This window comes from Amycolatopsis sp. NBC_00345 (genome assembly GCF_036116635.1).
GTDB lineage: Bacteria > Actinomycetota > Actinomycetes > Mycobacteriales > Pseudonocardiaceae > Amycolatopsis.
Genome location: NZ_CP107995.1, coordinates 3,452,869 through 3,475,150, shown reverse-complemented (window position 1 = coordinate 3,475,150; position 22,282 = coordinate 3,452,869). Strand labels below are relative to the sequence as shown.

The window sequence follows — 22,282 nt, the reverse complement described above, 5'->3', positions numbered from 1 at the left end:
ACGTTGGTGCGGCGCCGGGCATGGCCGGTCAACGGCCAGGGACGATGGCCGGTGCGCGCATCTGCGGGGACAGGGCCGGGCTTCCTCCGTCGGGGTGAGGTAGCCCGGCCCGTTCGCGTTCCTGGCCGGTTCTCTGGTCGAGGATCGCCTTTTCGAGGATTGCCTTTTCGAGGCCCGGCCGGACTGGACCGCGCTAGACCGACTTGCCGATCAGCTCGTCGGCGAGCCACCGGGCGACGCCGGCGGGGTAGGGCGAGGACAGGCCGAGGATGACGTGCGAGAAGCCGGCGCCGGTCGCCTCGCGGATCGCCTCACGGGTGGTTTCGGGCTGGTCGTAGGAGACGGACAGGAAGATCGAGCGGGTGATCTCGGCCGGGTCGCGGCCGATGTCCTCGCAGTAGCGGTCCAGCATGGCGCTGCGGCTGACCGCGTCCTCGAGGTCGCCGCCCGGGATGTTCCACCGGTCGGCGTGCTCGGCGGCCACGCGCAACGTCGCGGCGGCGCGCCCGCCGATGACGATCGGCGGGTGGGGGTGCTGGACCGGCTTGGGGTTGGCGAACGCGCCGGTGAGCTGGTGATGGGTGCCGGCGAAGTCGAATGGCTTGTCCTCGGTCCACAGCCGCCGGATCACGGTGCAGGCCTCGGCGAGGCTTTCCACGGCGTGCGCGGCGTCGTGATAGGGCAGGCCGTGCGCGTCGTATTCCCGCCGGGCCATGGGAACGCTGGGCCGTGAGCCCGCGCCGATGCCGAACTCGAGCCGCCCGCCGGAGACGACGTCGACGGTCGTGGCGATCTTGGCCAGGATCGCGGGCGGCCGGAAGCGGTTGCTGGTGACCATCAGGCCGAGCCGCAGCCGCTCGGTCGACGCGGCGAGGGCCGAGAGCAGCGTCCAGCCTTCGAAGATCGGCCCGTCCGGGTCACCGCCGATCGGCATGAGGTGGTCGAACAGCCAGGCGTGCTCGATCTCGGGGATCTGGTCCGCCTCGCGCCAGACCCGCAGCACGTCGGGGTAGCCGACCTGCTGAGGGGCGGTCATGAGGCCGAAACTGATGGGGGACATGGGTTCGTGGTCCTTCCTCGGACGTCAGCGGCGGCGCAGGGCCGGGTCGAGCAACGCGGGCGGGGTGTCGAACTTCTCGTGCGCGGCCAGGTCGGCGCCGGGGGCGACCACGGCGTCGATCGCGTCGAGCACGTCGGCGGAGAGCACGGTGTCCGCGGCGGCGAGCTGCGAGTCCAGGTGGCCGGTGGTGCGGGGGCCGATGATCGCGCTGGTCACGGCGGGGTGCGCGGTGACGAACCCGAGCGCGAGCTGGATCAGGCTCAGCCCGGCCTCGTCGGCGATCTTGGCCAGCTGCTCGACGGCGTCGAGCTTGGCCCGGTTCGAGGGGATGGCGGTGTCGAAGCGCTCCGGCAGGAAGGCCGAGCGGTTGGTGGTGACCTCCCGGCCCTCGCGGACGGCGCCGGACAGCCAGCCCGAGGCCAGCGGGCTCCACACCAGCACGCCGAGCCCGTACTCCTCGGTCACCGGCAGCACGTGGGTCTCGATCCCGCGCTGCAGGATGGAGTAACCGGGCTGCTCGGTGACGTACCGGCTCAGGTGGTGCTCGCGGGCGGCCCACTGGGCCTGCACGAGGCGGTACGCGGGGAAGGTCGAGGAGCCGAAGTAGCGGATCTTCCCGGCGCGCTGCAGGTCGGTCAGCGCCGAGAGGGTCTCCTCGTCGCTGGTGCTCGGGTCCCACCGGTGGATCTGGTATAGGTCGACGTGGTCGACCCCGAGGCGGCGCAGGCTGTGGTCCAGCTCGGTGACCAGCCAGCGGCGCGAGCTGCCCTGCTGGTTCCGGTCGTCGCCCATCGGGTTGTTCGCCTTCGTGGCCAGCACGAGGTCGTCCCGGCGCCCGGCGATGGCCCGGCCGACCATCTCCTCCGACTGGCCGCGGCTGTACGCGTCGGCCGTGTCGATCAGGTTGATCCCGGCTTCGAGGGCGCCGTCGACGATGGCGGTGACCTCTTCCTGGGTGGTGTGCCCGATGGCGCCGAAGTTCATCGCGCCGAGCGCGAGGGTGCTGACCTGCACACCGGTGCGGCCCAAAGTGCGGTACTGCATGAGCGTGGTCCTCCGTGACGGGGTTTGGCGGCCGGTCCCGCGCTCTGGCATGATGAGCAAGCGGAACCTTGCTCCGATAACCATACGGAGCGATGTTCCGTTTCGCAAGGGTTGCTGGGCACGTTCTGCTGGGCGACGCCTGGGGTTGGATGCCTGTGTTCAGGGCCTGCGGAGCAAAGCGGGTGGTGGCAAGGCAGGTAGTGGAAGGAGTCACGTGGTGAGTGAAGGCGGGGAGCCGGCGGCCAAGCCCAAGCGGGCGGACGCGCGGCGCAACGAGGAGACCCTGCTGGACGCGGCCGCGGCGGTGTTCGTCGCGTCCGGTGTGGAAGCGCCGGTCCGTGACATCGCGGCCAAGGCGGGCGTCGGGATGGGCACGATCTATCGCCACTTCCCGACGCGGGCGGACCTGATCATCGCCGTTTACCGGCACCAGGTCGAGGCGCTCGCCGAGGCCGGCCCGGCCCTGCTGAAGAGCAGCGAAACCCCGCACGCCGCGCTGGGGCGGTGGATCGACCAGTTCGTCGACTTCCTGGTCACCAAACACGGGCTGGCCGCCGTGCTGCGGTCCGACAACGCCGGTTTCGAGACGCTGCACGCGTACTTCCTCGACCGCCTGGTGCCGGTGTGCGCCGAGCTGCTCGACGCCGCGGCCGCGGCCGGCGAGATCCGGTCCGACCTGCAGGCCATCGAGGTGATGCGCGGCGTCGGCAACCTCTGCATCGGCGCCGAGACCGACTCCCGCTACGACGCGCGCCGGCTGGTCGGGGTGCTCATCGCCGGGCTACGCGAGCCACGTTGACTCGTGAGTGTTTATGCCGGTTCTAACCGTCACCAACACTCACGAGTCCTTGGGCCGGAGTCAGCTTCCGGTGGCTACTCCGCGGCCCCGCTGGTCAGCGTCTGGTACCAGGCGTCCCACGGGTGGTTGGTCGCCGCGTAGCTGGCGGGCGGGGTGGTGGCGAGGCCGGCCGAGTCGAAGTCCCAGCCGCGGACCAGGTGGCCGGACTGGCGGGCCGCGATGATGAACGCCGACTCCGTCGCCGGGGCGCCGTAGAACAGCGCGTCCGGCTGGAGCTCGGCCGGGTCGCCCTTCTGGTACTCGTCGAAGGCGATCTGCGGGTACTGGACGCGGGCGCCGGTGACGCGGTCGGTGGAGTAGCGCAGGGTCTGCGCGGGGGTGGGGCCGTCGGCGCCGGTCGTCACCGAGACGCGGGCGGTGCCGGAGACAGCGGTGGTCGTGTCGTAGCGCGGGTCGGACGTCTTGGCGTTGCCGGTCCAGGTCACGGTGGCGCCGGACAGCGCGCCGGTCCACTGCCAGTTCTGCTCGCCCGACTGGCTGCGGTGGATCTCGCGGACGCCGGTGCCGGTGAAGGCGACCGTCGGGAGCACGCCGTTGTCGTACTGGTGGCTCGGCGACCAGGTGATCTCGCCGTCCGCGCCGAGCTGGCCGGTGTGGTACCAGAGCGTGGCGGCGGTCGACGACTGGTGCACCTCGACGATCCGGCCGGCGTCGTCCAGCGCGACGGCCGGGGTCTGGCCGCTGTCGTAGCGGCCGTGCCGGTTCCAGGTGACGCGGCCGTCGGCCCCGTAGGTCCCGGTCCAGTACCAGAGCGCGCCCGCGCCGGAATCGTGCAGCTCGACGACCTGGCCGTGCCCGTTGAGCGCGATCGCCGGGTGGTAGCCGACGTCGCGGCGGTACGAAGCGCGCGTGCCGCTGTCACCCGAGAGCAGCGTGAGTACCTTGCCACGCAAGGAATCCGTGCTCGCGCCGGCCGGGTAGTCCTTCGCGGCCAGCAGCCGGCTGCCGAACGCCGACCGGATCTCCTGGTTCACCGCGGTCAGGTTCCCGGCGGCGAACGACGGGTTGTCCGTGAGGTCGTCCTTGAGGTCCAGCATGACGACGATCGGCGCGGCCGCCGGGTGCGCGGCGGACCAGGTGTTCACCACGGCCAGCCAGTCGCGCAGGTTGTTCGACGCCGGGTTGCCCGCGTGGTCCACCAGGTCGCCGGGGCTGCCGTGGCCGACGCCGTAGTCGTGGCTGGTCGCGTAGCCGTTGTCGTGCACGTCGAACTCGATGAAGCGGACGCCGTGGTCGAGCTGGTAGGAGATGGCGCCCTTGGCCCCGTCGACGTTGCCCGAGTAGCTGTTGTGGGTGGCCTTGAACACGGTCGTGGTGAACGGCTGCGCGGCGGCGGCCGCGGGGGCCGCACCGGCGGTGAGCAGGGCCGCGCCGGCCAGCGCGGCCAAAGCGGGAGTGCGGAAGCGGAGCATGGGACCCCCAGGTCGGGTGCGGGAAGGCAGGAAAATCGTAGCGATCTTCCGGGCCGTCCATGGCATCTTCGGATGATGCCGGACAACACCGTGGAAACCTTTGCCGACCACCTCGGGGACCTGCTGGGCGCGCTGCCGGGGGTGGAGGCGGTGGCGCTGGGCGGCTCGCGGGCCCAGGGCACGCACCGGCCGGACAGCGACTGGGACGTGTCGGTCTACTACCGCGGTGGGTTCGACCCCGCCGACCTGCGCGCCCTCGGTTTCCCGGGCGAGGTCTCGGAAATCGGCGCCTGGGGCGGCGGCGTGTTCAACGGCGGCGCGTGGCTGACGGTCGACGACCGCAGCGTCGACGTCCACTACCGCGACCTGGTGTCCGTGGAGCACGAGCTGGCGGAGGCCCGCGCGGGCCGTTTCCACTGGGAGCCGCTGGCCTTCCACCTGGCCGGGATCCCGAGTTACCTCGTGGTCGGGGAGCTGGCGATCAACCGCGTCCTGCGGGGAAGCCTGCCGCGCCCGGACTACCCGGACGAGCTGCGCCGGACGGCGCCGGAGTTCTGGCGGGCCGCGGCCGGCCGGACGCTGGACTACGCCGAAGCCGGCTACGCCGCGCACGGCCGGCTGACCGAGGCGGCCGCTTCGATCGGAGTCGCCGCGCTGCAGACCGCGCACGCCGTGCTCGCCGGCCGCGGGCAATGGGTGACGAACGAGAAGACGCTGCTGGAGCGCGCGGGCCTGCGTCCGCTCGACGGCGCCGTGACCGGCCTCGCCGCCGACCTCCCCGGCGGGTTCGCGGCCGCGGCGGCCGTGCTCCGGGCAGCCGAGTGAACTCGCCGGACCCCTGTCGAGTGAACTCGGCCGGGTGACCGGGACGGTACTGAGCCCGGCCCACCGTCGGGCGACGGCGGTGGACCGGGTCGAGGGAATTACCTGGCAGAGAGCCTCTGCCGAGGGGACAAGAGGGCACGACCCGGCGGAAGCCCGGGCATCGGGCCGGCCGTCGTGATCCCGTTGACACCGGACCTCCGTCTCCAGATCCGGGCGACGCGCTAGCGTTGAGGTGACCGATGCCTTGACCCGGCGATCCGGACGCCCGAGAGGAGGACTGCCATGACCGAACTGCCTGCCGAGGTGGGAAAGAAGCCGCTCAGCCGCGTGGCGGTGACTCGGCGGACCGTGATCGCGGCGATCTTGGCCGGGGTCGTGGTGACCTACGCGGTCGTCGAGGGACACACGATCACCGAGGCGTTCCGGGGCGTGGCCGACGCTTCGCCGCGGTGGCTGCTGATCGGCCTGGCCGCCACGATGGGCTCGATGGTCGCGTTCGCGGTGATGCGGGCGCTGACCCTGGCCGCGGCCGGCTCCCGGGTGTCGATCCTGCGCAACGTCGCGATCAGCTACGGCGCCGGCGCGGTCCACGCCACGCTCCCGGCCGGCGCGGTCTTCTCCACCACTTACGCCTTCCGGTCCCTGCGTAGACAGGGCGCGTCGTCCTCGGCCATCACCTGGTCGCTGACCATCACCGGGCTGCTGTCGGCGCTCACGCTGGGCGCGGTGGGACTGGTCGGCGTCGCGCTGAGCGGCGGGGCCCTGGGCTCGGCGCCCGGCCTGGCGGTGAAGGTGCTGGCGTCCGTCGCGGTGTTCGCGCTGGTGGTCCGGCTGGTCCGGAAGCCGCAGCCGCTGGTACGGCTGGGACACCGGCTGCTGGCCTGGTACAACCGGCTCCGCCGGCGTCCGGCCGGGACCGGCCACGCCCGGCTCGACTCGATCGTCGAGGACCTCTACATCATCCGGCCGGCGGGTTACCACTGGGTCGGCGCGCTGCTGCTGGCCGTCGTCAACTGGGTGCTCGACCTGGCCTGCCTCGCGGCCTGCTGCGCCGCCGTCGGCATGCACGTCGGGCTGCCGGTGCTCCTGCTCACCTACACCGCCGGAATGGCCGCGGGCAGCCTGCTCCCGGTGCCGTCCGGGCTCGGCGCGGTGGAGGCCGCGATGGCCCTTTCGCTGACGGTCTCGGGAGGAGCGGGTTCGGCGCTGGCGAGTGTCCTGCTGTACCGCGTGCTCTCCACCGGCAGCGTGGTGCTGATCGGCTGGATCGTGGTGGCCACCCAGCACTTCCGGCCGGGCCGCCGGTCCGGCCGTGACGAGGAGCTCGAGGACCAGCCCGATCGTCGCCACCTCGCCGACGTCTGAACAATCCCGGAGCTCTCCGCTAGGCCACGGCGAGCGGGCCGTCGCCGAAGAAGATACGCAGCGGGGGCTCCGGAGAGTCGATGAGTTGCAGGACCGCCGCGCGGGTGGCCTTCGGGGTCGCCGGGCGAGGATTGACGCCGGGGAGCGGATTTCCGCGCCTCCCGGAACGCGTCGTAGGCGGGCAGGGCTTCCGCGCGACGGGCCGGCCCAGTCGGTGGAGTAGCCCGCGGGCTCGATCAGCGTGACCTTGATGCCGAAGCCCGCGACCTCCTGCGCCAGTGACTCGCTGATGCCCTCCAGCGCCCACTTGGACGCGTGGTACGCGCCGACGTTCGGGAACGCGCTGATCCCGCCGATCGAGGAGACCTGCAGGATGTGCCCGGATCCCTGCTCACGCAGGAACGGCAGCGCGGCCTGGGTGACCCAGAGCGCGCCGAACAGGTTGGTCTCCAGCTGGTCGCGCAGGTCCGCCTCGCTCAGCTCCTCGACCAGGCCGAACTGGCCGTAGCCGGCGTTGTTGACCACGACGTCGAGCCGGCCGAAGCGGTCGTGGGCGGTCCTGACGGCGGCGACCGAGTCGCCCCGGTCGAGCGCGGCGATCGTCCATTCGCGACCGAAGCCCTGGGAAGCGCCGGTTCGAGGTCATGACGTCCTTCTCTGTGGTTCAGGAGATAGCTGGGCGGGAGGCCTTCCGGTAGGGCCGGAAGAACTCGCGCAGCTCCGCGGCGTAGGCCTCGGGCTCCTCGAACGGCGCGAAGTGCCCGCCGCGCGGATGGTCGGTGACGCGCTGGACGTTCGCGATGCGGTCCAGCCATGTGCGCGGCGGGAAGGCGATGTCGCCGGGGAACCGCGAGAAGCCGGACGGGACCTCGACGCGGCGGGCGTGCTGCTCGGGCGGGATCGCGGCGTTCGCGTGGTACATGCGCATCGACGAGCCGATGGTGCCGGTGAGCCAGTAGAGCGTGATGTTCGTGAGGATCTCGTCCCGGGTGAAGCTGCGCTCGACGTCACCGTCGTTGTCGCTCCACGACCGGAGCTTCTCCACGATCCACGCGGCGAGCCCGGCGGGGGAGTCGGTGAGGCCTGTCGCGGCGGTCTGGGGTTTGGTGCGGTGCATGGCGGCGTACGCGCCTTCGTCCCGGCCCCAGGCCGCCGTGCCGGCGAGCCAGTCGCGTTCCTCGGGCGTCAGGTCGGCGGGGTCGCCGGTGAAAACGGGCAGGCCGGCGTCCATCCGGTGCACGGCCGCGACGCGGTCCGGGTGGTCCAGGGCGAGGAACCGGCTGACGCTGCTGCCGATGTCACCGCCCGCGGCGGCGAAGCGCGGGTAACCGAGGTCGGTCATGAGCTGCGCCCAGAGCCCGGCGACCGCGATCGAGTCCAGCGGCGCGCCCGTGGGCGGTTCGGAGAAGCCGTAACCGGGCATGTCGGGGACGATCACGTCGAATGCGTCGGCGGGGTCCTCGGGGTCGGTCAGCAGCGGGATGACCTTGCTGTAGCGCCAGAACGAGTCGGGCCAGCCGTGGCTGAGCAGCAGCGGCAGCGCGCCCGGGGCGGCGGCGCGGGCGTGGACGAAGTGGATCCCGAGGCCGCCGAGCGTGGTGCGGAACCGCGGCAGCCGCGCGAGCGCCGCCTCCTGCGCCGGCCAGTCGAAGCCGTCGGCCCAGTACTCCACGAGGCCGCGGAGGTAGCCGACGTCGGCGCCGAGGGACCAGCCCGCGTCCTGCGGGGCGTCCGGCCAGCGCGTCAGGTGCAGCCGGGTGCGGAGGTCGTCGAGAGCGGCGGGATCGGCCCGCGAGGTGAAGGGTTCGATCATGGGATCGACGGTAGTCGTGCGGCCGCGCCGGCGGCGGGTCTCCTGGCGGGATTCCCACGGCGGTGGCGATCTGGCCGTCAGGCCCCTCGGAAGTACAGTCTTCGCCGGATCAGCCGGGATCGGTGAGCATGGTGACGGCTTGGCGCCGGAGTGAGCGCTCGGCGTCGTCGTAACTCCAGTCGCAGTCGACGGTGAGGGTCCGCCAAGCGCCCAGCCCGAAGCAGAACCACAGGCGGTCCGAGGTCCCGTCCACGTCGAGGTGCGGCGCGACGAAACCGGCGGTGACGAGGTGGGCGGCGGCGTCCCGGAGCGCGTCGCGGTACTCCTTCACCACGTGCTGCCACGCCTCGCGCGCGCCGTCATCGCTTGCCATCGACGAGTACAGCAGGTCGACCGAGGGCTTGAACTGCTCGTTGTCCTCGCGGGTGCCGCGGGCCAGCGCCTCGACGGCGGATTCGAGGTCGCTGCTGGCCCGCACTTCGGCGTTGGTCCGGGCGGCGCAGGACTCGGCTATGTCGGTGGCGAACAGCGTGTGCAGGACGTCGGTTTTCGTGCCCACGCTCGCGTACACCGTCTTCACGGCGGTTCCGGCCGCGCGCGCGATGTCGGCCATCGTCACCTGGCCGTAGCCGTGCGCGATGAACAGCCGCCGGGCGGTCCGCAGGATGTCTCGCTGGGTTTCGCTCGCGGCCTGTGCCCGCCGGGGCGAGTGGTACGAGCGGGGTGAAGCCGGCATCCGGGCAGATTACCTTGGTTACGTGACGGGAGCATTCATTACAGATACGCTAACCTGAATTGGCGCCCGCGAGTTGCCTGTCCCGGACGGGAGTCGCCGGACGAGGGGAGGCCGCGCGCCACGCAGCCGGCGGGCCGGGTCTTTCGGTGTTCGGTCCTTCGGTCGCCGGGCGGTCAGCGGCCGGGTTGCTGGTGGCCGGGTTGCTGGTGGCCGGGCTGCGGGTGGCCGGATGGTCAGCGGCGTGGCTGTCGGTGGCCGGGTTGTTGGTGGCGTGGCTGTCGGTGCGGTGTGGTCCGGCGATCGCCGGACCGGTCGAAGTTCTCGGATCAGGGGAAGCGCGATGAGGATTCTGTTCAGTGCCCTGCCTGCCCACGGGCACCTGTTTCCCTTGGCCCCGTTGATGGAGGCCGCGATCGCGGGCGGCCATGTCGTCGGCCTGCTGGGTGGTCCGGGGGTGCGGCCGCTGGCCGTCGGGGAGCTCGACCCCGGGGTGCAGCTTCTCGGCGACGGCGCCGCGGTGCAGGAATTCCTGGCCGAGGCGGCCCGCCGGACCGGCGGTGACCCCACACGGCCGGACCCGGCGATGCTCGGGGAGATCTTCGGGGCAGCCCGGCTGGACCTCGACGGTGAGCAGGCGCTGCGGCACGCCCGTGGCTGGGCGCCGGACCTGGTCGTCGCCGAAGCCTTCGACACGGTTGGTCCCCTGGTGGCCGCCGGGCTCGGGATTCCTTGGCACCAGGTGGGAATCGGCCCGGGGCTGGCCCCGATGCCGGCCGAGGTGATCGAGCGGGCCGTGGTCCCGTACTACCGGCGGGCCGGGATCGAGCCGGTTCCGGCGTCCAGTTACGTCGATCCGTGTCCGCCCGCGCTGCAGGACCCGGGCTGGGTCAGCCCCGCGCCGCGGCTGCCGGTCCGGGCCAGGGCTCACCGCCGTCCGCGCGGTGAGCCCGCCGTGCTGCCTCGTTTCAGCGACCCGGGCCGGCCGACGGTGCTGCTCACCCTGGGCACGGTGTTCACCGAGGAGGAGATGCTGGCCGCGCTCGGTTCGGCCGTCGCCGATGCGGACGTGAACGTGCTGGCCACCCTCGGCCTGGCGATTTCGCGCCCGCCTGAGTCCACCGGCCGCGGCGAGCTGCGGTACGTGTCGTTCGCGCCGATGGACCAGCTGCTCGACGGGGTGCGCCTGGTGGTCGCCGCCGGTGGTTCCGGCACGGTGCTGGGCGCGCTGAGCCGGGGCAAGCCGATGGTGCTGTGGCCCCAGGGCGCCGACCAGCCGGTCAATGCGGCCCTCGCCGCCGCCGCGGGCGTGGCGATCGTGGTGGGCTCGGCCGCCGAGGTCACCGGCGCCGTGACCCGCGCGCTGCACGACGACGCGCTGCACGCCCGGGCCGCCGAGGTCGCGGCGGAAATCGCGCACGCCCCGGCGCCGGCCGAGGTGATGGCCACGCTCACGGCCCACGCGCAACAGTCCCGCCGAGGTGAGGCCGTGGTGCCGGTCGCCGCGCGGTGAGGCGGCGGGCGGTTGCGACGGGGTGAGGGTGCAGGCAGCGCCGGGCGGTCGCGACTCGGTGAGGCCGCGGGCCTGGGCGACACGCAAAAGGCAAGTGCCACAACGCAGTCCTACGCCGCCTCGGCCCTGCGGCCCCGCGCTAAAGGGCAGCCCCTCGGCGAGCGGCGTTGCCGAGCGCCGCCAGCCGCCAGCCCGCAGCCGAATGCAGCTTCCGCCCCGCGAGCGCGGTCTGAGGCCAGTCCCCAGCGACCGACGTTGCCGAACAGCCGCGGCAAGCCCCTAGCGGCCGATGTCGGCGACGTCGGCCACGCAGCGAAAGCCGGTGTTGCCGCTGGAGCTGTCGGGGCTGTTGGAGGTGCGCGCGGCGACCCGGTAGCGGTTGCAGTACGACTCGTGGCACAGATACGAGCCGCCGCGCATCGAGCGGTTCGCCTGGGTCGTGTCGAACCAGTCGGCGCACCATTCCCAGACGTTGCCGGAGACGTTGTACAGGCCGAAACCGTTGGGCGGGAAGGCATCCGCCGGTGCGGTGCCCGAGTAGCCGTCCTCGGCGGTGTCACGGACCGGGAAGCGGCCCTGCCAGATGTTGCACCGGTGCCGCCCGTCCGGGGTCAGCTCGTCGCCCCACGGGTAGCGCGCCTGGTCCAGGCCGCCGCGCGCGGCGTACTCCCACTCGGCCTCGGTCGGCAGCCGGAGTCGCGCCCACGCGCAGTAGGCCGTCGCGTCGTTCCACGACACGTGGACGACGGGGTGGTCGCCGCGGTCCGCCACGGAGCTGGCGGGGCCCTCGGGGTGGCGCCAGCTCGCCCCGGACACCCCGCACCACCACGGCGCCGCCGCCGGTCGCGGGGAGCTCTTGCGCAGTTCGCCGGGCAGGAACTTCGCGAACACGTACGTCCAGCCGAACGACTCGGCCTCGGTGCGGTACCCGGTGGCGTCGGCGAACGCGGCGAACCGCTCGTTCGTCACGGCGCGGGGGTCGATCGCGAACGGGGCCACGGTGACCGCGCGGACCGGGCCCTCGTGGTCGTCGGGGAAACCGTCCGCGTCGTCGGTGCCCATGCGGAACGTGCCGCCGGGCAGCACGATCATGCCGTCGGCTGCGCGAGTGGCGGCCGCCGGGCCGGGTGTGGTGCGGGGGAAGGAATCCGTGCCGGAGCGGCCGGGCGGGCAGCAGCTGGACACGAGCGTTCCCTCCTTGCCTTCACCGCCGGCACCCCAACCGGTCCGGAGTGGACAGCGCCGGCGAACGCCGAACGTACCATTCCGCCGGGTACGGCCCGGCCCGTCCGCCGGGCCCTGGTCCGGGCCGGGAGGGGTCCCACCGCCCTGTGCGAATCTGCGGTGATGCCTGACAAGAACCGTGGCGGCGGAACCGAGCTGGTGCACCGACGGGTCGAAGCGCACGCGCGGGCCACGCCGGACGCCGTCGCCGTGGTGTGCGGCGAGCGCGCGCTCACCTACCGCGAGCTGGACGACGCGTCGGCGAGGCTGGCGAACCATCTGATCCGCCGCGGTGTGCGGGGCCACGACGTGGTGGTGATCTGCCTCGACCGGTCCGCCGACCTGCCGGTGTCGGTGCTCGCCGTGCTCCGGGCCGGCGCCGCCTACGTCATGCTCGAACCGTCCGCGCCCGACGGCGTCCTGCGTGAGGTTCTGCGCGCGGTCGCCCCGTCGGCCGTGCTCACGCGGGAAAGCCACCGCATCCGGCTGGCCGACGCGGTCGACGCCGGCATCGTCTGCCTGGACACCGAGGCGGGCGCGATCGCCGGGGAGAGCGCGGCCGGGCCGGACGTCCAGATCACCGGCAGCGCACCGGCTTTCCTCGCCCACACCGCGCGGAGCCCGGCGACGTCGGTGGTCGAGCACAGTCACCTGGCCGGCGCCCTGCGGGACTGGAAAGTCCACTATGGACTAACTCCCGGAGACCGGGTGCTGCAGACCGCCTCCGTGGAATCCGTCGTGTTCACCGGCGACTGGGTACGGGCGCTGGGCACGGGCGCCACCCTGGTCGTCCTCGAACGGAACTTCACCTCCGACCGCACCGCCGACGTGGACGAACTCGCCGTGGTGCTGGCCGACGAGCGGATCACCGTGCTGGAGTGCGAGACGCCCGTGGTCCGCCGGCTGCTGCGCCGGTTGGCCGGGGAACCGGCGACGTCGGTCCGATTGCTCGCCGTGAGCGGCGAGAGCTGGTTCGTGCGCGAGCACCGGGAGGCCCAGCGGATCCTCGGGCCGGACGCCCGCGTCCTGCACGTGTACCGGATTCCCGAGTCGCCCCGGGACATCTGCCGCCTGGAACCCACCGAACTGGGCGGGCCGGACGACGTCTCGCTGATCGGCCGTCCCGTCACCGGGGCCAGGGTGAGCGTGACCGATGCCCGGCGACGGCGGCGTCGTAAGGAGGTGCCGGGCGTCGGAACGCTGGCGGTGAAGGTCGACGGCGCTGTGAAGCAGACCCGTGACCTGGGCATCCGGCGATCCGACGGGCTGCTGCAGTACGTCGGCCGCGCCGACGTCCGGGTGCCGGGGCTGTCCCCGTCCGACGTCGCCGAGTGCGAGGCCGCGCTGAGGTCGCTGCCGGGGGTGAGTGACGCCGTGGTCGCCGGTGCGCCCGTGCGGCGGGGTGAGTCCTATCAGGACACTGAAGACGAGGCAGTCGCCTACGTCGTCACGGATCCCGAGCAGGTGCTCTTCCCGCACTTGCTCATCGCGGTGCTGGTCCAGCTGCGGGGCGGCGCTCCGGCGCCGCGGACGATCGTCGCCGTGCCGGCCCTGCCGCGGGACCGCCGCGGTGCCGTCGACCGCGACCGGCTGCCCCGGGCGCCCAAGCCGAAGTACTCGCGGTCCGGGGGCAAGGGCACGCGGCCGGGAGGCGCGGTGCCGGGGGACCGGCTTCCGCACTACTTAGGGGCGATGCTCCTCATCGCCGTGCCGGTCGCGCTGCCGCTGTACTTCCTCACGAGCGTGATCTGGCCCGGCTCCACGAACACCGCGGCGGTGCCCCAGCCGTGGGCGGCGTTCTTCCAGGTGCTCTACGCCGCGGAGGCCGCTTCGCTCGGGCTCGGGGTGGCGTACCTGTTCATGGGCTACTCCCTGCTGTCCGGCTGGGGCTGCCCGCGGTGGCTGACCGTGCTGACGCACCTGGCGATCGCCTGGCTGCTGCTCGCCTGGTGGCCCCAGGACAACCTCTACCGGCTGAGCTCGCCGCAGGACTGGCCGCGCCAGGGCGTGCTCGTGTTCGTCTTCAACGTCGCCTTGATGCTGGCGGCCGCGGTCGTGGTCCTGTTCTTCTGCGCGGCGGCCCGCGCCGCCGCGCGAGCCGACCGCTCCCGATGACCGGGGACTGGCGTCACGCGTGGACCGGCGGCCGGCGAGCGGCCCACCTCGGCAACGTCGCCGGCTACAACGGGCAGTTCGCCGAGCCGGACGCGGAATCGGTGCGGGCCGGCCACCGTTACGCCGACCTGGCGCTGTTCTACAGCCCGCATCCCGAGGTCGTGGTGCTGCCGGGGGAGCCCGATCCCGGCTGGCTCGACCTCCAGCGCCAGGCCCTGCACTGGGATCCGGTCGAGGTGTACGGCGGTCTGTCCGGCGCGCCGGACCTCGCCGACGCCGTGCTCGGCCGGCCGAGCCTGCTGAACCGGCTCGCCGCGCTGGACGGCCCGGTGCTGGGCTGGGGCCGCACCGCGGGCCTCGACCGTCTCCTCGAAGCCACCGGGTGTGCTTCGGGAAGCGGTGGCGCTGCCCTGCGCGCGGTGCGCACCTGGGAGTCGAAGGCCGCCGCGAACGCCCTGTTCCACGAACTCGCCGACGGCGACCCGGCGATCGCCGTACCGGCCCAGCAGCGGTACCGCTCACCCGGCGAGGCCGTCCGCGCCGCGATCCGGCGGGCGCGGCGGGGTGAGAGCGTCGTGCTCAAGACCGAGTACGGCGTGGGCGGATCCGGGGCTGTGGTCGTCACCCCGCGCTCAGCCCGGGGCGGCGCGCGGGCGCTGCGTCGACGGCTGTCCGGCGCCGGGGAAACGCTGGTCGAGGATCTGGCCCCCGCGTCCGGGCCGTACCGGGACGTGACCGCGGACGCGGTGGTCGACAGCTCCGGCGCGGTGTTCCTCGTCGGCGTCGGCGTGATGGACGTGGAGGGCACGTCCTACGCGGGCGCGCTGGTCGGCCCGGGCGTGCTGCCGGCCGGGCTGGAGCGGGCGGCCGCCGGGTTCTGCCTGCGGGTCGGCCGCGCGCTCGCCGCGGACGGCCACCGGGGCTGGTTCGACGTCGACCTGGTCGCCGGCCCGACCGGCCGGCTCGCCCCCACCGAGGTCAACTGCCGGGTCACCGGCCCGGCAGTCGCCTTCACCATCCAGGCCCGGCTGGAGCAGGTGCACGGCGGCCGGTGGCTGGTCCGCACGTTCGACCGGCTTCCACTGGGGACGCGCGTCTCCGAGGACCTGCTGCACGGCCACCTGAGCCGGCTGACCCGCGCGTGCGCCTCGTGGGGAGCGGTGCTCGTCCCGACGATCCTGTCCTCCAGCTACGCCGACGACCCCACCTTCGGCGTCGCGCTCGCCGCCCGGGACCGGACCACGCTGCGGCTCGCCTCGGCGTTCGTCTCGTCGGAGACCGCCGCGCTGGGGCGGGACCTGATGGCGCACTGCTGACGGTCCACTGTGGACCGAATCCGCCGCCACGCGCTGACCGGGACCCCGCGCCGGGCCCCGGTCAGCGGCGAGGGGTCAGTTGTAGAAGTGGATGTAGCGGAAGTCGCCGACGTTCACGTCGTGCCGGAGGTAGTGTCCGTCGCCGGCCCAGTTGTAGTCCTCGACGGTCGCGGTGCCGCCGTGCACACTGTCCACAATGGCCACGTGGCCGTACGTGCCGTTGTCGGTCTGCGCAATCGAGCCAGGGGTGGGCGAGCTGTCGACGCGGTAGCCGTTCTGGCGCGCGTTGTCGTCCCAGTACTTGGCGTCGCCGTAGTTCGAGGCGCTCTCGCCGTGGCCGGCGACATTGAACGCCGCCCACGAGACGCACTCGCGGTTGTACATGTTCCAGTCGTCGACGACCGAGTCCTGCGGGATGTCGCGCCACTTCGCGGGGTAGGTGTCGCCGATGGTGTCCTGCGACGTCGACGCCGCCGCGGTGCCGAACTGGGCCGCCATCGACAGCGGTCTGGCCGGTGCGGCGGTGGCGGTCGCCGTGCCGGTGGCGACGAGCACGGCAGCGGCGGCGAGGGTCGTCACTGCCCGGGTGAGACGGCGCATGGCGGGTGCCTTTCTGCGACGGGGACGGGGAGAAGTGCCGCGGACCGTAACCGGGTGTCCACGGCGCGTACCAGGAGGAAGTGGACAGAAGCACTGACGCGGGGTGAGTCCGCAGGTCGGCGTCCCTTGTCCACAGAATTGCGTCACCATTCCCACCGGGGCCCGCAGAGGCCGGGGCGCACGTCGCGGGCGGCGAAGGTGACCGCGTGGGAGGTGCCGATCCGCAGCGGCGCGCCCGGGTGCCGCGGGCCGGACAGCCCGCGCTGCTCGTAGGCCCGCACGCGCCGCGGCAGGTTCAGCCCGAACTGCACCTGGCACACGTACTCGGGCACCGGCCGGGTGAACCGCCGGTGGTAGTGGTCGATCCGCTCACCGGGCGGGAACACGACCTCGTACTCCACGGCCGTCACCTCACCCGCCGCGAGCACGCGGTCGAGGTGCAGCTCGCCGACGGTCATGCCGGTCGCGCGGTCGACCCGCACCCGGCCGGTCCGCGCGAACCGCACACCCTGATAGCGCGGCTCGCCGGACAGCGGGTGGTCGGACTGGTGGTAGGTCATCAGCCGGTCGACGCCGTCCATCGTGGCCTCGGCGACCAGGTGCACCCGCAGCGCGCGTTCGCTGCCGTCGGCGTCGACGACCACGCGGTCGTGGATCGACCAGAACGCGAGCTGGCCGTCCGGCGGCGGCTTCAGCTCGGCCGAGAACGGGCGCAGCTCGGGCCAGAGCCGGCGGCGCTCGACGCAGTCCGCCGGCCGGCCGAGCCACCGCCCGCGCGGCGCGCGTGGGCCGAGCTGCGAGGTCAGCGTGCCGGGGGACAGGCTGAGCACGGCTTCGAGGTGCGTCACGGCTTCCAGCGACGTGGACCGTTCCGGCTGGGAGCGGCCGCGGCGCCAGTAGGACAGGGCCGAGCGCGACAGCGTCACGCCGCGGGCGGCGAGGTGGTGCCGGAGCCGGTCGAGCGAGAGCCCGGACTCCTCGATCGCGGCGTCCAGCGTGACCGCGAACGAGGCGGGGTGAGATGGGGACACCGGCCCATCATGATCACTCGCACGCACAGTGCGGAACCGTCGAAAGTCCTGCTCCGCGGCTTTCCGCTCCGGGCCGCCGGTGCGTTGCGGCGGGCCCGGGAACCGGCGAAGGTCCGTGGTCTCAACCTTTCCGGGGCCCGGACCGTCCATGATGGGGGTATCCGTCACCGGAGAAACTGGGGAAGTACGTGCCACAGATCGACGCACGCGAACCGCTGCGCGCGGCGCGCAATCCGCTCGAGGAGCGGAAACCCGCTCAGCGCAAGGGGTTCCTGGGCACCTACGGCTGGCGGGTGTACGCGCTGCCGGTGCTGGCGGTGGTCACGGTCCTGGTCGTGGTCCAGTCCGTGACGGCCCCGGCGCCATCGGCGCAGCCGGCGGAGCAGTCCGCGGCGGGCCCGCCGCCGGCCGGTGGCGCTCCGGCCTCGGAAGCGGCCGGGCCCGGCGTCCGGGAGAACCCGGCCGCCCCGGTGGACCTGAACGGGGAGACCGCGGTCCTGCCGAACGGCGGCGACTTCACCCCGTCCGGCACCGGGAACTGGCACGTCGTGCCCGGCTCCGGCGAGAAGATCGGCACCGGGCGGGTCTACCGCTACACGGTCGAGGTCGAGGACGGCATCGACCCGTCGAGCTACGCCGGCGACGACAGCTTCGCGAGCGCGGTTCAGGGCATCCTGTCGGACGCCAAGAGCTGGACCGCCGACGGGAAGCTCGCGCTGCAACGGGTGGACGGCAGCTCGGCGCGACCGGACTTCCGGGTCAGCCTGACCACGCCGGACACCACCCACCGCCCGGACACCTGCGGGTTCTCCATCACCTACGAGGCGTCCTGCTTCCGCAGCAGCAAGCACCGCGTGCTGATCAACCTGGCCCGCTGGGTCCGCGGCGCGAAGGCCTACGGCCCGAACCTGAGCGGCTACCGGGTGTACGCGATCAACCACGAGGTCGGCCACGCGCTGGGCCACTCGCACGTCGGCTGCGGCGGCAACGGGCAGCCCGCGCCGGTGATGATGCAGCAGTCGTTCGGCGTCGCCGACGACTACGTGGCCCGGCTCAACAACGTGCCGGGCGGCGACCAGGGCGCGGTGCCCGCCGACCACCTCACCTGCGTGACGAACGAGTGGCCGTTCCCGGACGGGCACTGACCACATGGGCACGCCCTGAAGGCCACCTTCAGGGACGTTGATGCCCTGAAGGTGGCCTTCATTCACGGGCCTTTCCGTGACCAGCGGGAACACCTCTCGCGTAACGTTTGACGTGCGAAAACGTCCCTCGGCTGGCTGTCGTCGTCGGGGGACGCTGAGCACTCTCGGTTGTCCCACGGTTGTCCCGGCCGATGGGCCGGGACAACCGTGGTCAGGCGTCCGCGCCGACGAGCCGGGCGACGTGGTCGACGCGGGTGGCGAGGCGGGTCGAGTTGACCCCGTCCCCGGCCTCGCGGGCGGCCTGTAGGGCGGAGCGGGCGGCGTCGAGTTCGCCGGAGCGGGCGTAGGCCTCGGCGATCCACGTCCGGTAGAGCGCGACTTCCCGGGTGTGCTCGGGTGTGTAGGCGGCGACGGCGTGGGAGATGAGGGGTTCCGCGCGGGCCGGCTCGCCCAGCTCGATCAGGCAGCGTCCGGCCATCACGTCGATTTCGTTGCGGTCGAGCCAATACACCCACTCCGGCTCTTCGACACCAGGTGTGCGCGCGGCGTAGGTGTCGTCCACGGCGTCGAGGGTGCGGCGGGTGGCGTCGGTGTCGCGGGAACGGGCACTCGCCCACGCGACCCGTTCCAGCAGCAGCGCACGGACGACGGGGGTGGCGTCGCGGGCGCCGGTAGCGGCGGAGCGGGCCAGTAGCGCCGCGTCGGCCGGGTCGCCCACGTTCGCTATCTGGTAGGCGAGGCTGGACAGCAGTTGCCGGGCCAACGCCCGGTCACCGGCGTCCCGGGCAGCGGACACGCCGGAGAGGTACACGTGCTGGGCTTCGGCGTATTGCCCGGCGTCGCTGGCCACCCACCCGGCCAGCTGAGCGAGTTCGCCGACGGCGGTCAGCAAGCGGCGGCCGGTGGCGTCGCTGTAGCTGGACTCATTCACCACCTGTTCGGCGTCGGCGAGTTCCCGGCGCACCAGCGGGATGAGGTCACCCCCGCCGATCACGTCGTCGAGGTGGCGCAGCTGGACCACCCTCGCCTCTAGCTCGGTGGCGAGGGTGGCGCCGACGCGCCGCCCAGCAGCCGTGTGGCGCTGCACGGGGGTGGTCTCGGATACCAACCATTCGTGCGCGACCCGCAGCGGGTCGTCCGGCGGGCCGTACAGGGCCGTCACGGGAACGCACAGGGCGCGGGAATAGGCGAGACGTGGTCCGGGCTAATCGTGCGTTTCCCGGTCTCCAGCAGCCCGAGCAGCGGCTTGCTGTAGTGGGTGCGGGTCGCCAACGCGGCAAGGCTCACTCCCGCGTCGGTGCGCGCACGCCGTAGCCGTGCCCCGAGGTCCATCCGTCGCCCCTCTCCGAGCATCCGACTGTAGACGACGGTAGACGGGCAACGTCTGTCATTGGTGCCGCTGGTCGCCGAAGGTAGAGGCGTGGGCCGGTGCGAACACGAGGGGCAGACGATGACCGCGCGAATCATGCTGGGCCGACCGTGGCCGGGCACGGTCGGCGAGTCGCAACGCGTGCTGCACGTGTTCCCCGAACCGGAGCAGTACCCGTGGCACATCACGGCTTACTGCGGCGTGACGTACTGGTCCGGCGACCTCGAATGGTTCGACCGCCCGGCCTGGATGCCGTGCACAGCGTGTCTCGCTGCGGTGCCGTTGCCGCGCGCCCTGTCATAGACTGCCCGGCCGGCGCGGACGTTCCCCGACACGCTCCGCACCGGCCGGGTTTCCATGGGGCGTGTCAGGGGGTTGCGTGGCGTCGGTCGAGGAACTAGCCGACCGCGTCCGGCACGGTCTCGCGTTGATCGCGACCGCACAGACCGCGCTCGCCGCCGCGCACGGACTCATCGGCGGGGCGGGGCCGATATGGGGGCAGTCGGTCGAGGGCACGAACGATCCCGACGCCGGGCAGTTGGCCGCGCTCGCCGAGTCTGTGGCCACCGGCGTCGGGCGATGCCACGCCGCCACCACGCACGCCGAACAGTTGCTTGCGGGCTATCTCGGCACGCTCGGGGTGGACAAGCCGACCGGCAAGCCCGCGCCGGACCCGCCGACCCGCGCGGAACGGGTCGCGCAAGCACGCGCCCGGGTCGGGCGTGCGGAGGTCGCGGGCGGGCAGGCGCAAGGCGAATGGGTGCGCTCGGACGGCACGTCGGTCGCGGTCGCCAGCGGCCGGGGAGATCCGCAGTACGAGGCGGCCGCCCGGTTCGTCGCGGAGAGCAACGCGCCGCGCCCGGCGACCCGGCTGGCCACGCACGTCGAGGTGAAGATAGCGATGGCCATGCGGGAACAGGGATTGCGGGACGAAACCGTGGTGATCGACCGGCAGGTGTGCGGCACCCGCGAGTTCGACCGGGAAGCGCCGTTCACCTGCGACAAGTACCTGTCCCGGTTCCTGCCGCCGGGGGCGCGTCTGCGCGTCGTGCAACCCGATGGCACCGTATCCGAGTACACCGGCACCGAAACGGAGCAGCAGCAATGACCGTGACCGCGAGCGTCCCCACCTTCCGCGACGGCGTACAGGGCGGCGAGTCCATCACCCTCGCCACCGACGCGGACGTGACACGGCTGGTCGAGTTGCTGGCCCAGCCGTGGGCCGACACCGGATCGCTGCAAACCGCCGACACGGCGCTCGACGTCCACATTCACGACGGATGGGGATACATGCAATACGCCGGTGACGCCGGATACCTCATCACCAACGGCGACCCCGCCTCACCCGCCATACCGTCCGAAGTGGACTTCCCCCCCGGGACCGGCCTACCCGTCGCGCAGGTGATCACCGCAGTCCGGGAGTTCGTGCGAGCCGGCACGCTCCCCGAAACGGTGCCGTGGCGCGACGCGTGACCCCCTCCCACCTGCCGTCGGTCGACCTCAAACCCGGTCAGCACCAGTTGCGGCACTTCTACGCGTCGGCGGAGATCGCCGACGGGGTGGCCGCGACCGAGGTCCAGAAGCGGCTCGGTCACAAGAACCTGCGAACGACGGTCGAGACGTATCACCACCTGTTCGAGGACCAGGAGGACCGGGCGGCGGAGCGCGTGAACGCCCGCATGGTCGGCCTGCCGATCGTGCCGGGCGGCGACAGTGATGCGACTGGCACAGACGGCTGACCCGGCGGTGCGACCCGTTCCCGAGCTGTCCCAAAGTTGTCCAGGAAGATCAACTAATGGACGTCCGCCCAGGTCGGCGCCATATCGGTGTATGAAGGTGGCCTTCAGGGCATCCCAGCCGACTGTATAACGTCCTATACAGCGGCTCGTCGGCGCTCGGGCAGCATCGCGACTGTCACCCCAGTCAGCCGGTCGGGACCGGCAATGACCTCGTAAGCCGTGACCCGGCTGTCGGCCACGGTGATCCGGAGGACGCCGGTGAGCCGGCCGTCCGGCGCGAGCACCAGTCCGGGCCGCCCGTCGACGAGCGCGAGTTCGGCCAGCGCGGCCCGGCCGCTGAAGAACCGCGTACCGCGGGCGACGGCGTCGGCGCCGCGCAGCACCACCGGCGCGCCCGCGGGCAGGGCGGCCGGATCGGCGTGCCGGACGACGTCCGGGGCCAGCACCCGCAGTAGTTCGGTCAGGTCGCCGCCGCGGGCGGCCGCGAGGAAGGCCTCGACCACCTGCGTGTGCCGGGCCAGGTCGGCGTCCGGGAGGGCGGGCGTGCCGCGCACCCGCAACCGGGCCCGGCTGGCGAGCTTCTTCGCCGCGACGGGCGTGCGGTCCACGATCGGCGCGATGGCGTCGAACGGCATGGCGAACAGGTCGTGCAGCACGAAGGCGACCCGCTCGGTGGGCGCGAGGGTGGCCAGCACCACCAGCAGCGCGCGGCCGACCTCGCCCGCGCGCACGACCTCGTCCTCCGGCCCGGCCTGGACGCCGCGCTCCGGCACCTGCTCGACAGGCGTCTCGCGGCGGGCGCGCAGCACGTCGAGGCACACCCGCGAGACGACCGTGGTCAGCCAGGCGGCGAGGTTGGCGATCCCGGCGGTTCCGGAATTCTCGGCGGTTCCGGAGACTCCGGTGATTCCTGAGGTCCCGGATTGCCGGCCGAGCCGCAGCCAGGCCTCCTGCACGGCGTCCTCGGCCTCGGCGGCGGAGCCCAGCAACCGGTGGGCGAGCGCGCGCAGCCGGGGCCGCTCCGCCTCGAACCGCAGCGCCAGTGTCTTGTCCTCGGGCATCGGTCACCTTTCCTCGTCCTGCTTCGTCGGGTTCGGCAGGGAGACCAACAACCGACGA

At 72.7% G+C, this 22,282-nt stretch carries 22 protein-coding genes and 1 pseudogene; 11 read left to right on the top strand and 12 right to left on the bottom strand.

Annotated features, from left to right (window positions below; all coding sequences use genetic code 11):
* Positions 1 to 193 precede the first annotated feature (193 nt).
* Positions 194 to 1,036 (bottom strand): LLM class flavin-dependent oxidoreductase, encoded by an 843-nt coding sequence (locus OG943_RS15115; RefSeq protein ID WP_442874722.1) that lies wholly within the window; start codon positions 1,034 to 1,036, stop codon positions 194 to 196.
* 48 nt (positions 1,037 to 1,084) lie between these two features.
* Positions 1,085 to 2,104: an aldo/keto reductase gene (locus OG943_RS15110; RefSeq protein WP_328610398.1), complete on the bottom strand. Its 1,020-nt coding sequence runs from the start codon at positions 2,102 to 2,104 to the stop codon at positions 1,085 to 1,087.
* Between the two features lie 217 nt (positions 2,105 to 2,321).
* Here OG943_RS15110 and OG943_RS15105 point away from each other — a divergent pair, with 217 nt between their 5' ends.
* Positions 2,322 to 2,903, top strand: coding sequence for a TetR/AcrR family transcriptional regulator (locus tag OG943_RS15105; RefSeq protein ID WP_328610397.1), 582 nt, complete (start codon positions 2,322 to 2,324; stop codon positions 2,901 to 2,903).
* A gap of 74 nt (positions 2,904 to 2,977) precedes the next feature.
* On the opposite strand, the gene OG943_RS15100 is transcribed toward OG943_RS15105, so the two are convergent.
* A complete protein-coding gene (locus tag OG943_RS15100) occupies positions 2,978 to 4,375 on the bottom strand; it encodes a hypothetical protein (protein WP_328610396.1) in 1,398 nt (465 codons plus the stop codon).
* Positions 4,376 to 4,450: 75 nt separating this feature from the next.
* On the opposite strand from OG943_RS15100, the gene OG943_RS15095 reads away from it, so the two are divergent.
* Positions 4,451 to 5,200, top strand: coding sequence for a nucleotidyltransferase domain-containing protein (locus tag OG943_RS15095; RefSeq protein WP_328610395.1), 750 nt, complete (start codon positions 4,451 to 4,453; stop codon positions 5,198 to 5,200).
* 282 nt (positions 5,201 to 5,482) lie between these two features.
* Entirely contained in the window at positions 5,483 to 6,565 is a 1,083-nt protein-coding gene (locus OG943_RS15090) for a lysylphosphatidylglycerol synthase transmembrane domain-containing protein (RefSeq protein WP_328610394.1), read from the top strand.
* A 249-nt stretch (positions 6,566 to 6,814) separates the two neighbouring features.
* On the opposite strand, the pseudogene OG943_RS48350 reads toward OG943_RS15090, so the two are convergent.
* The 3 genes and pseudogenes from OG943_RS48350 to OG943_RS15075 form a co-directional block, all read right to left on the bottom strand.
* A pseudogene (locus OG943_RS48350) lies at positions 6,815 to 7,090 on the bottom strand (SDR family NAD(P)-dependent oxidoreductase); the annotation flags it as partial.
* Between the two features lie 139 nt (positions 7,091 to 7,229).
* A complete protein-coding gene (locus OG943_RS15080) occupies positions 7,230 to 8,378 on the bottom strand; it encodes an epoxide hydrolase family protein (RefSeq protein WP_328610393.1) in 1,149 nt (382 codons plus the stop codon).
* A 109-nt stretch (positions 8,379 to 8,487) separates the two neighbouring features.
* The gene (locus OG943_RS15075; RefSeq protein ID WP_328610392.1) at positions 8,488 to 9,114 is read right to left on the bottom strand and encodes a TetR/AcrR family transcriptional regulator; all 627 of its coding nucleotides are present in this window, start codon (positions 9,112 to 9,114) and stop codon (positions 8,488 to 8,490) included.
* Between the two features lie 340 nt (positions 9,115 to 9,454).
* On the opposite strand from OG943_RS15075, the gene OG943_RS15070 reads away from it, so the two are divergent.
* Positions 9,455 to 10,624 carry a glycosyltransferase gene (locus OG943_RS15070; RefSeq protein WP_328610391.1) on the top strand — a complete coding sequence of 390 codons (1,170 nt, stop codon included), beginning with the start codon at positions 9,455 to 9,457 and terminating at the stop codon, positions 10,622 to 10,624.
* Positions 10,625 to 10,903: 279 nt separating this feature from the next.
* On the opposite strand, the gene OG943_RS15065 is transcribed toward OG943_RS15070, so the two are convergent.
* Positions 10,904 to 11,716, bottom strand: coding sequence for a formylglycine-generating enzyme family protein (locus OG943_RS15065; protein ID WP_328612069.1), 813 nt, complete (start codon positions 11,714 to 11,716; stop codon positions 10,904 to 10,906).
* A gap of 255 nt (positions 11,717 to 11,971) precedes the next feature.
* On the opposite strand from OG943_RS15065, the gene OG943_RS15060 reads away from it, so the two are divergent.
* The gene (locus OG943_RS15060) at positions 11,972 to 13,963 is read left to right on the top strand and encodes an AMP-binding protein (protein ID WP_328610390.1); all 1,992 of its coding nucleotides are present in this window, start codon (positions 11,972 to 11,974) and stop codon (positions 13,961 to 13,963) included.
* Positions 13,960 to 15,279, top strand: coding sequence for a hypothetical protein (locus OG943_RS15055; protein ID WP_328610389.1), 1,320 nt, complete (start codon positions 13,960 to 13,962; stop codon positions 15,277 to 15,279). Before OG943_RS15060 ends, OG943_RS15055 begins: the two co-directional genes overlap by 4 nt.
* Positions 15,280 to 15,354: 75 nt before the next feature.
* Here the strand turns inward: OG943_RS15055 and OG943_RS15050 are convergent, their stop codons facing one another.
* Both OG943_RS15050 and OG943_RS15045 read right to left on the bottom strand, forming a co-directional pair.
* Positions 15,355 to 15,879 (bottom strand): CHAP domain-containing protein, encoded by a 525-nt coding sequence (locus tag OG943_RS15050; RefSeq protein WP_328610388.1) that lies wholly within the window; start codon positions 15,877 to 15,879, stop codon positions 15,355 to 15,357.
* A 143-nt stretch (positions 15,880 to 16,022) separates the two neighbouring features.
* The gene (locus tag OG943_RS15045; protein WP_328610387.1) at positions 16,023 to 16,910 is read right to left on the bottom strand and encodes an XRE family transcriptional regulator; all 888 of its coding nucleotides are present in this window, start codon (positions 16,908 to 16,910) and stop codon (positions 16,023 to 16,025) included.
* A gap of 188 nt (positions 16,911 to 17,098) precedes the next feature.
* Here OG943_RS15045 and OG943_RS15040 point away from each other — a divergent pair, with 188 nt between their 5' ends.
* Positions 17,099 to 18,055 carry a DUF3152 domain-containing protein gene (locus OG943_RS15040; RefSeq protein WP_328610386.1) on the top strand — a complete coding sequence of 319 codons (957 nt, stop codon included), beginning with the start codon at positions 17,099 to 17,101 and terminating at the stop codon, positions 18,053 to 18,055.
* 211 nt (positions 18,056 to 18,266) lie between these two features.
* Here the strand turns inward: OG943_RS15040 and OG943_RS15035 are convergent, their stop codons facing one another.
* Both OG943_RS15035 and OG943_RS15030 read right to left on the bottom strand, forming a co-directional pair.
* Positions 18,267 to 19,217 carry a transcriptional regulator gene (locus OG943_RS15035; RefSeq protein ID WP_328610385.1) on the bottom strand — a complete coding sequence of 317 codons (951 nt, stop codon included), beginning with the start codon at positions 19,215 to 19,217 and terminating at the stop codon, positions 18,267 to 18,269.
* A complete protein-coding gene (locus tag OG943_RS15030) occupies positions 19,214 to 19,387 on the bottom strand; it encodes a helix-turn-helix domain-containing protein (RefSeq protein ID WP_328610384.1) in 174 nt (57 codons plus the stop codon). Before OG943_RS15030 ends, OG943_RS15035 begins: the two co-directional genes overlap by 4 nt.
* A gap of 118 nt (positions 19,388 to 19,505) precedes the next feature.
* Here OG943_RS15030 and OG943_RS15025 point away from each other — a divergent pair, with 118 nt between their 5' ends.
* The 4 genes from OG943_RS15025 to OG943_RS15010 all read left to right on the top strand — a co-directional run bounded on the left by OG943_RS15025 (position 19,506) and on the right by OG943_RS15010 (position 21,163).
* Entirely contained in the window at positions 19,506 to 19,727 is a 222-nt protein-coding gene (locus OG943_RS15025) for a hypothetical protein (RefSeq protein WP_328610383.1), read from the top strand.
* Positions 19,728 to 19,803: 76 nt separating this feature from the next.
* Positions 19,804 to 20,532: a DddA-like double-stranded DNA deaminase toxin gene (locus OG943_RS15020; protein WP_328610382.1), complete on the top strand. Its 729-nt coding sequence runs from the start codon at positions 19,804 to 19,806 to the stop codon at positions 20,530 to 20,532.
* Positions 20,529 to 20,897: an Imm1 family immunity protein gene (locus OG943_RS15015; RefSeq protein ID WP_328610381.1), complete on the top strand. Its 369-nt coding sequence runs from the start codon at positions 20,529 to 20,531 to the stop codon at positions 20,895 to 20,897. Before OG943_RS15020 ends, OG943_RS15015 begins: the two co-directional genes overlap by 4 nt.
* The gene (locus tag OG943_RS15010; protein ID WP_328610380.1) at positions 20,894 to 21,163 is read left to right on the top strand and encodes a tyrosine-type recombinase/integrase; all 270 of its coding nucleotides are present in this window, start codon (positions 20,894 to 20,896) and stop codon (positions 21,161 to 21,163) included. The genes OG943_RS15015 and OG943_RS15010 overlap by 4 nt, the downstream gene beginning before the upstream one ends.
* A gap of 134 nt (positions 21,164 to 21,297) precedes the next feature.
* Here the strand turns inward: OG943_RS15010 and OG943_RS15005 are convergent, their stop codons facing one another.
* Complete coding sequence (locus OG943_RS15005; RefSeq protein ID WP_328610379.1) at positions 21,298 to 22,224, bottom strand: sigma factor; 927 nt, start codon at positions 22,222 to 22,224, stop codon at positions 21,298 to 21,300.
* Between the last annotated feature and the right edge of the window lie 58 nt (positions 22,225 to 22,282).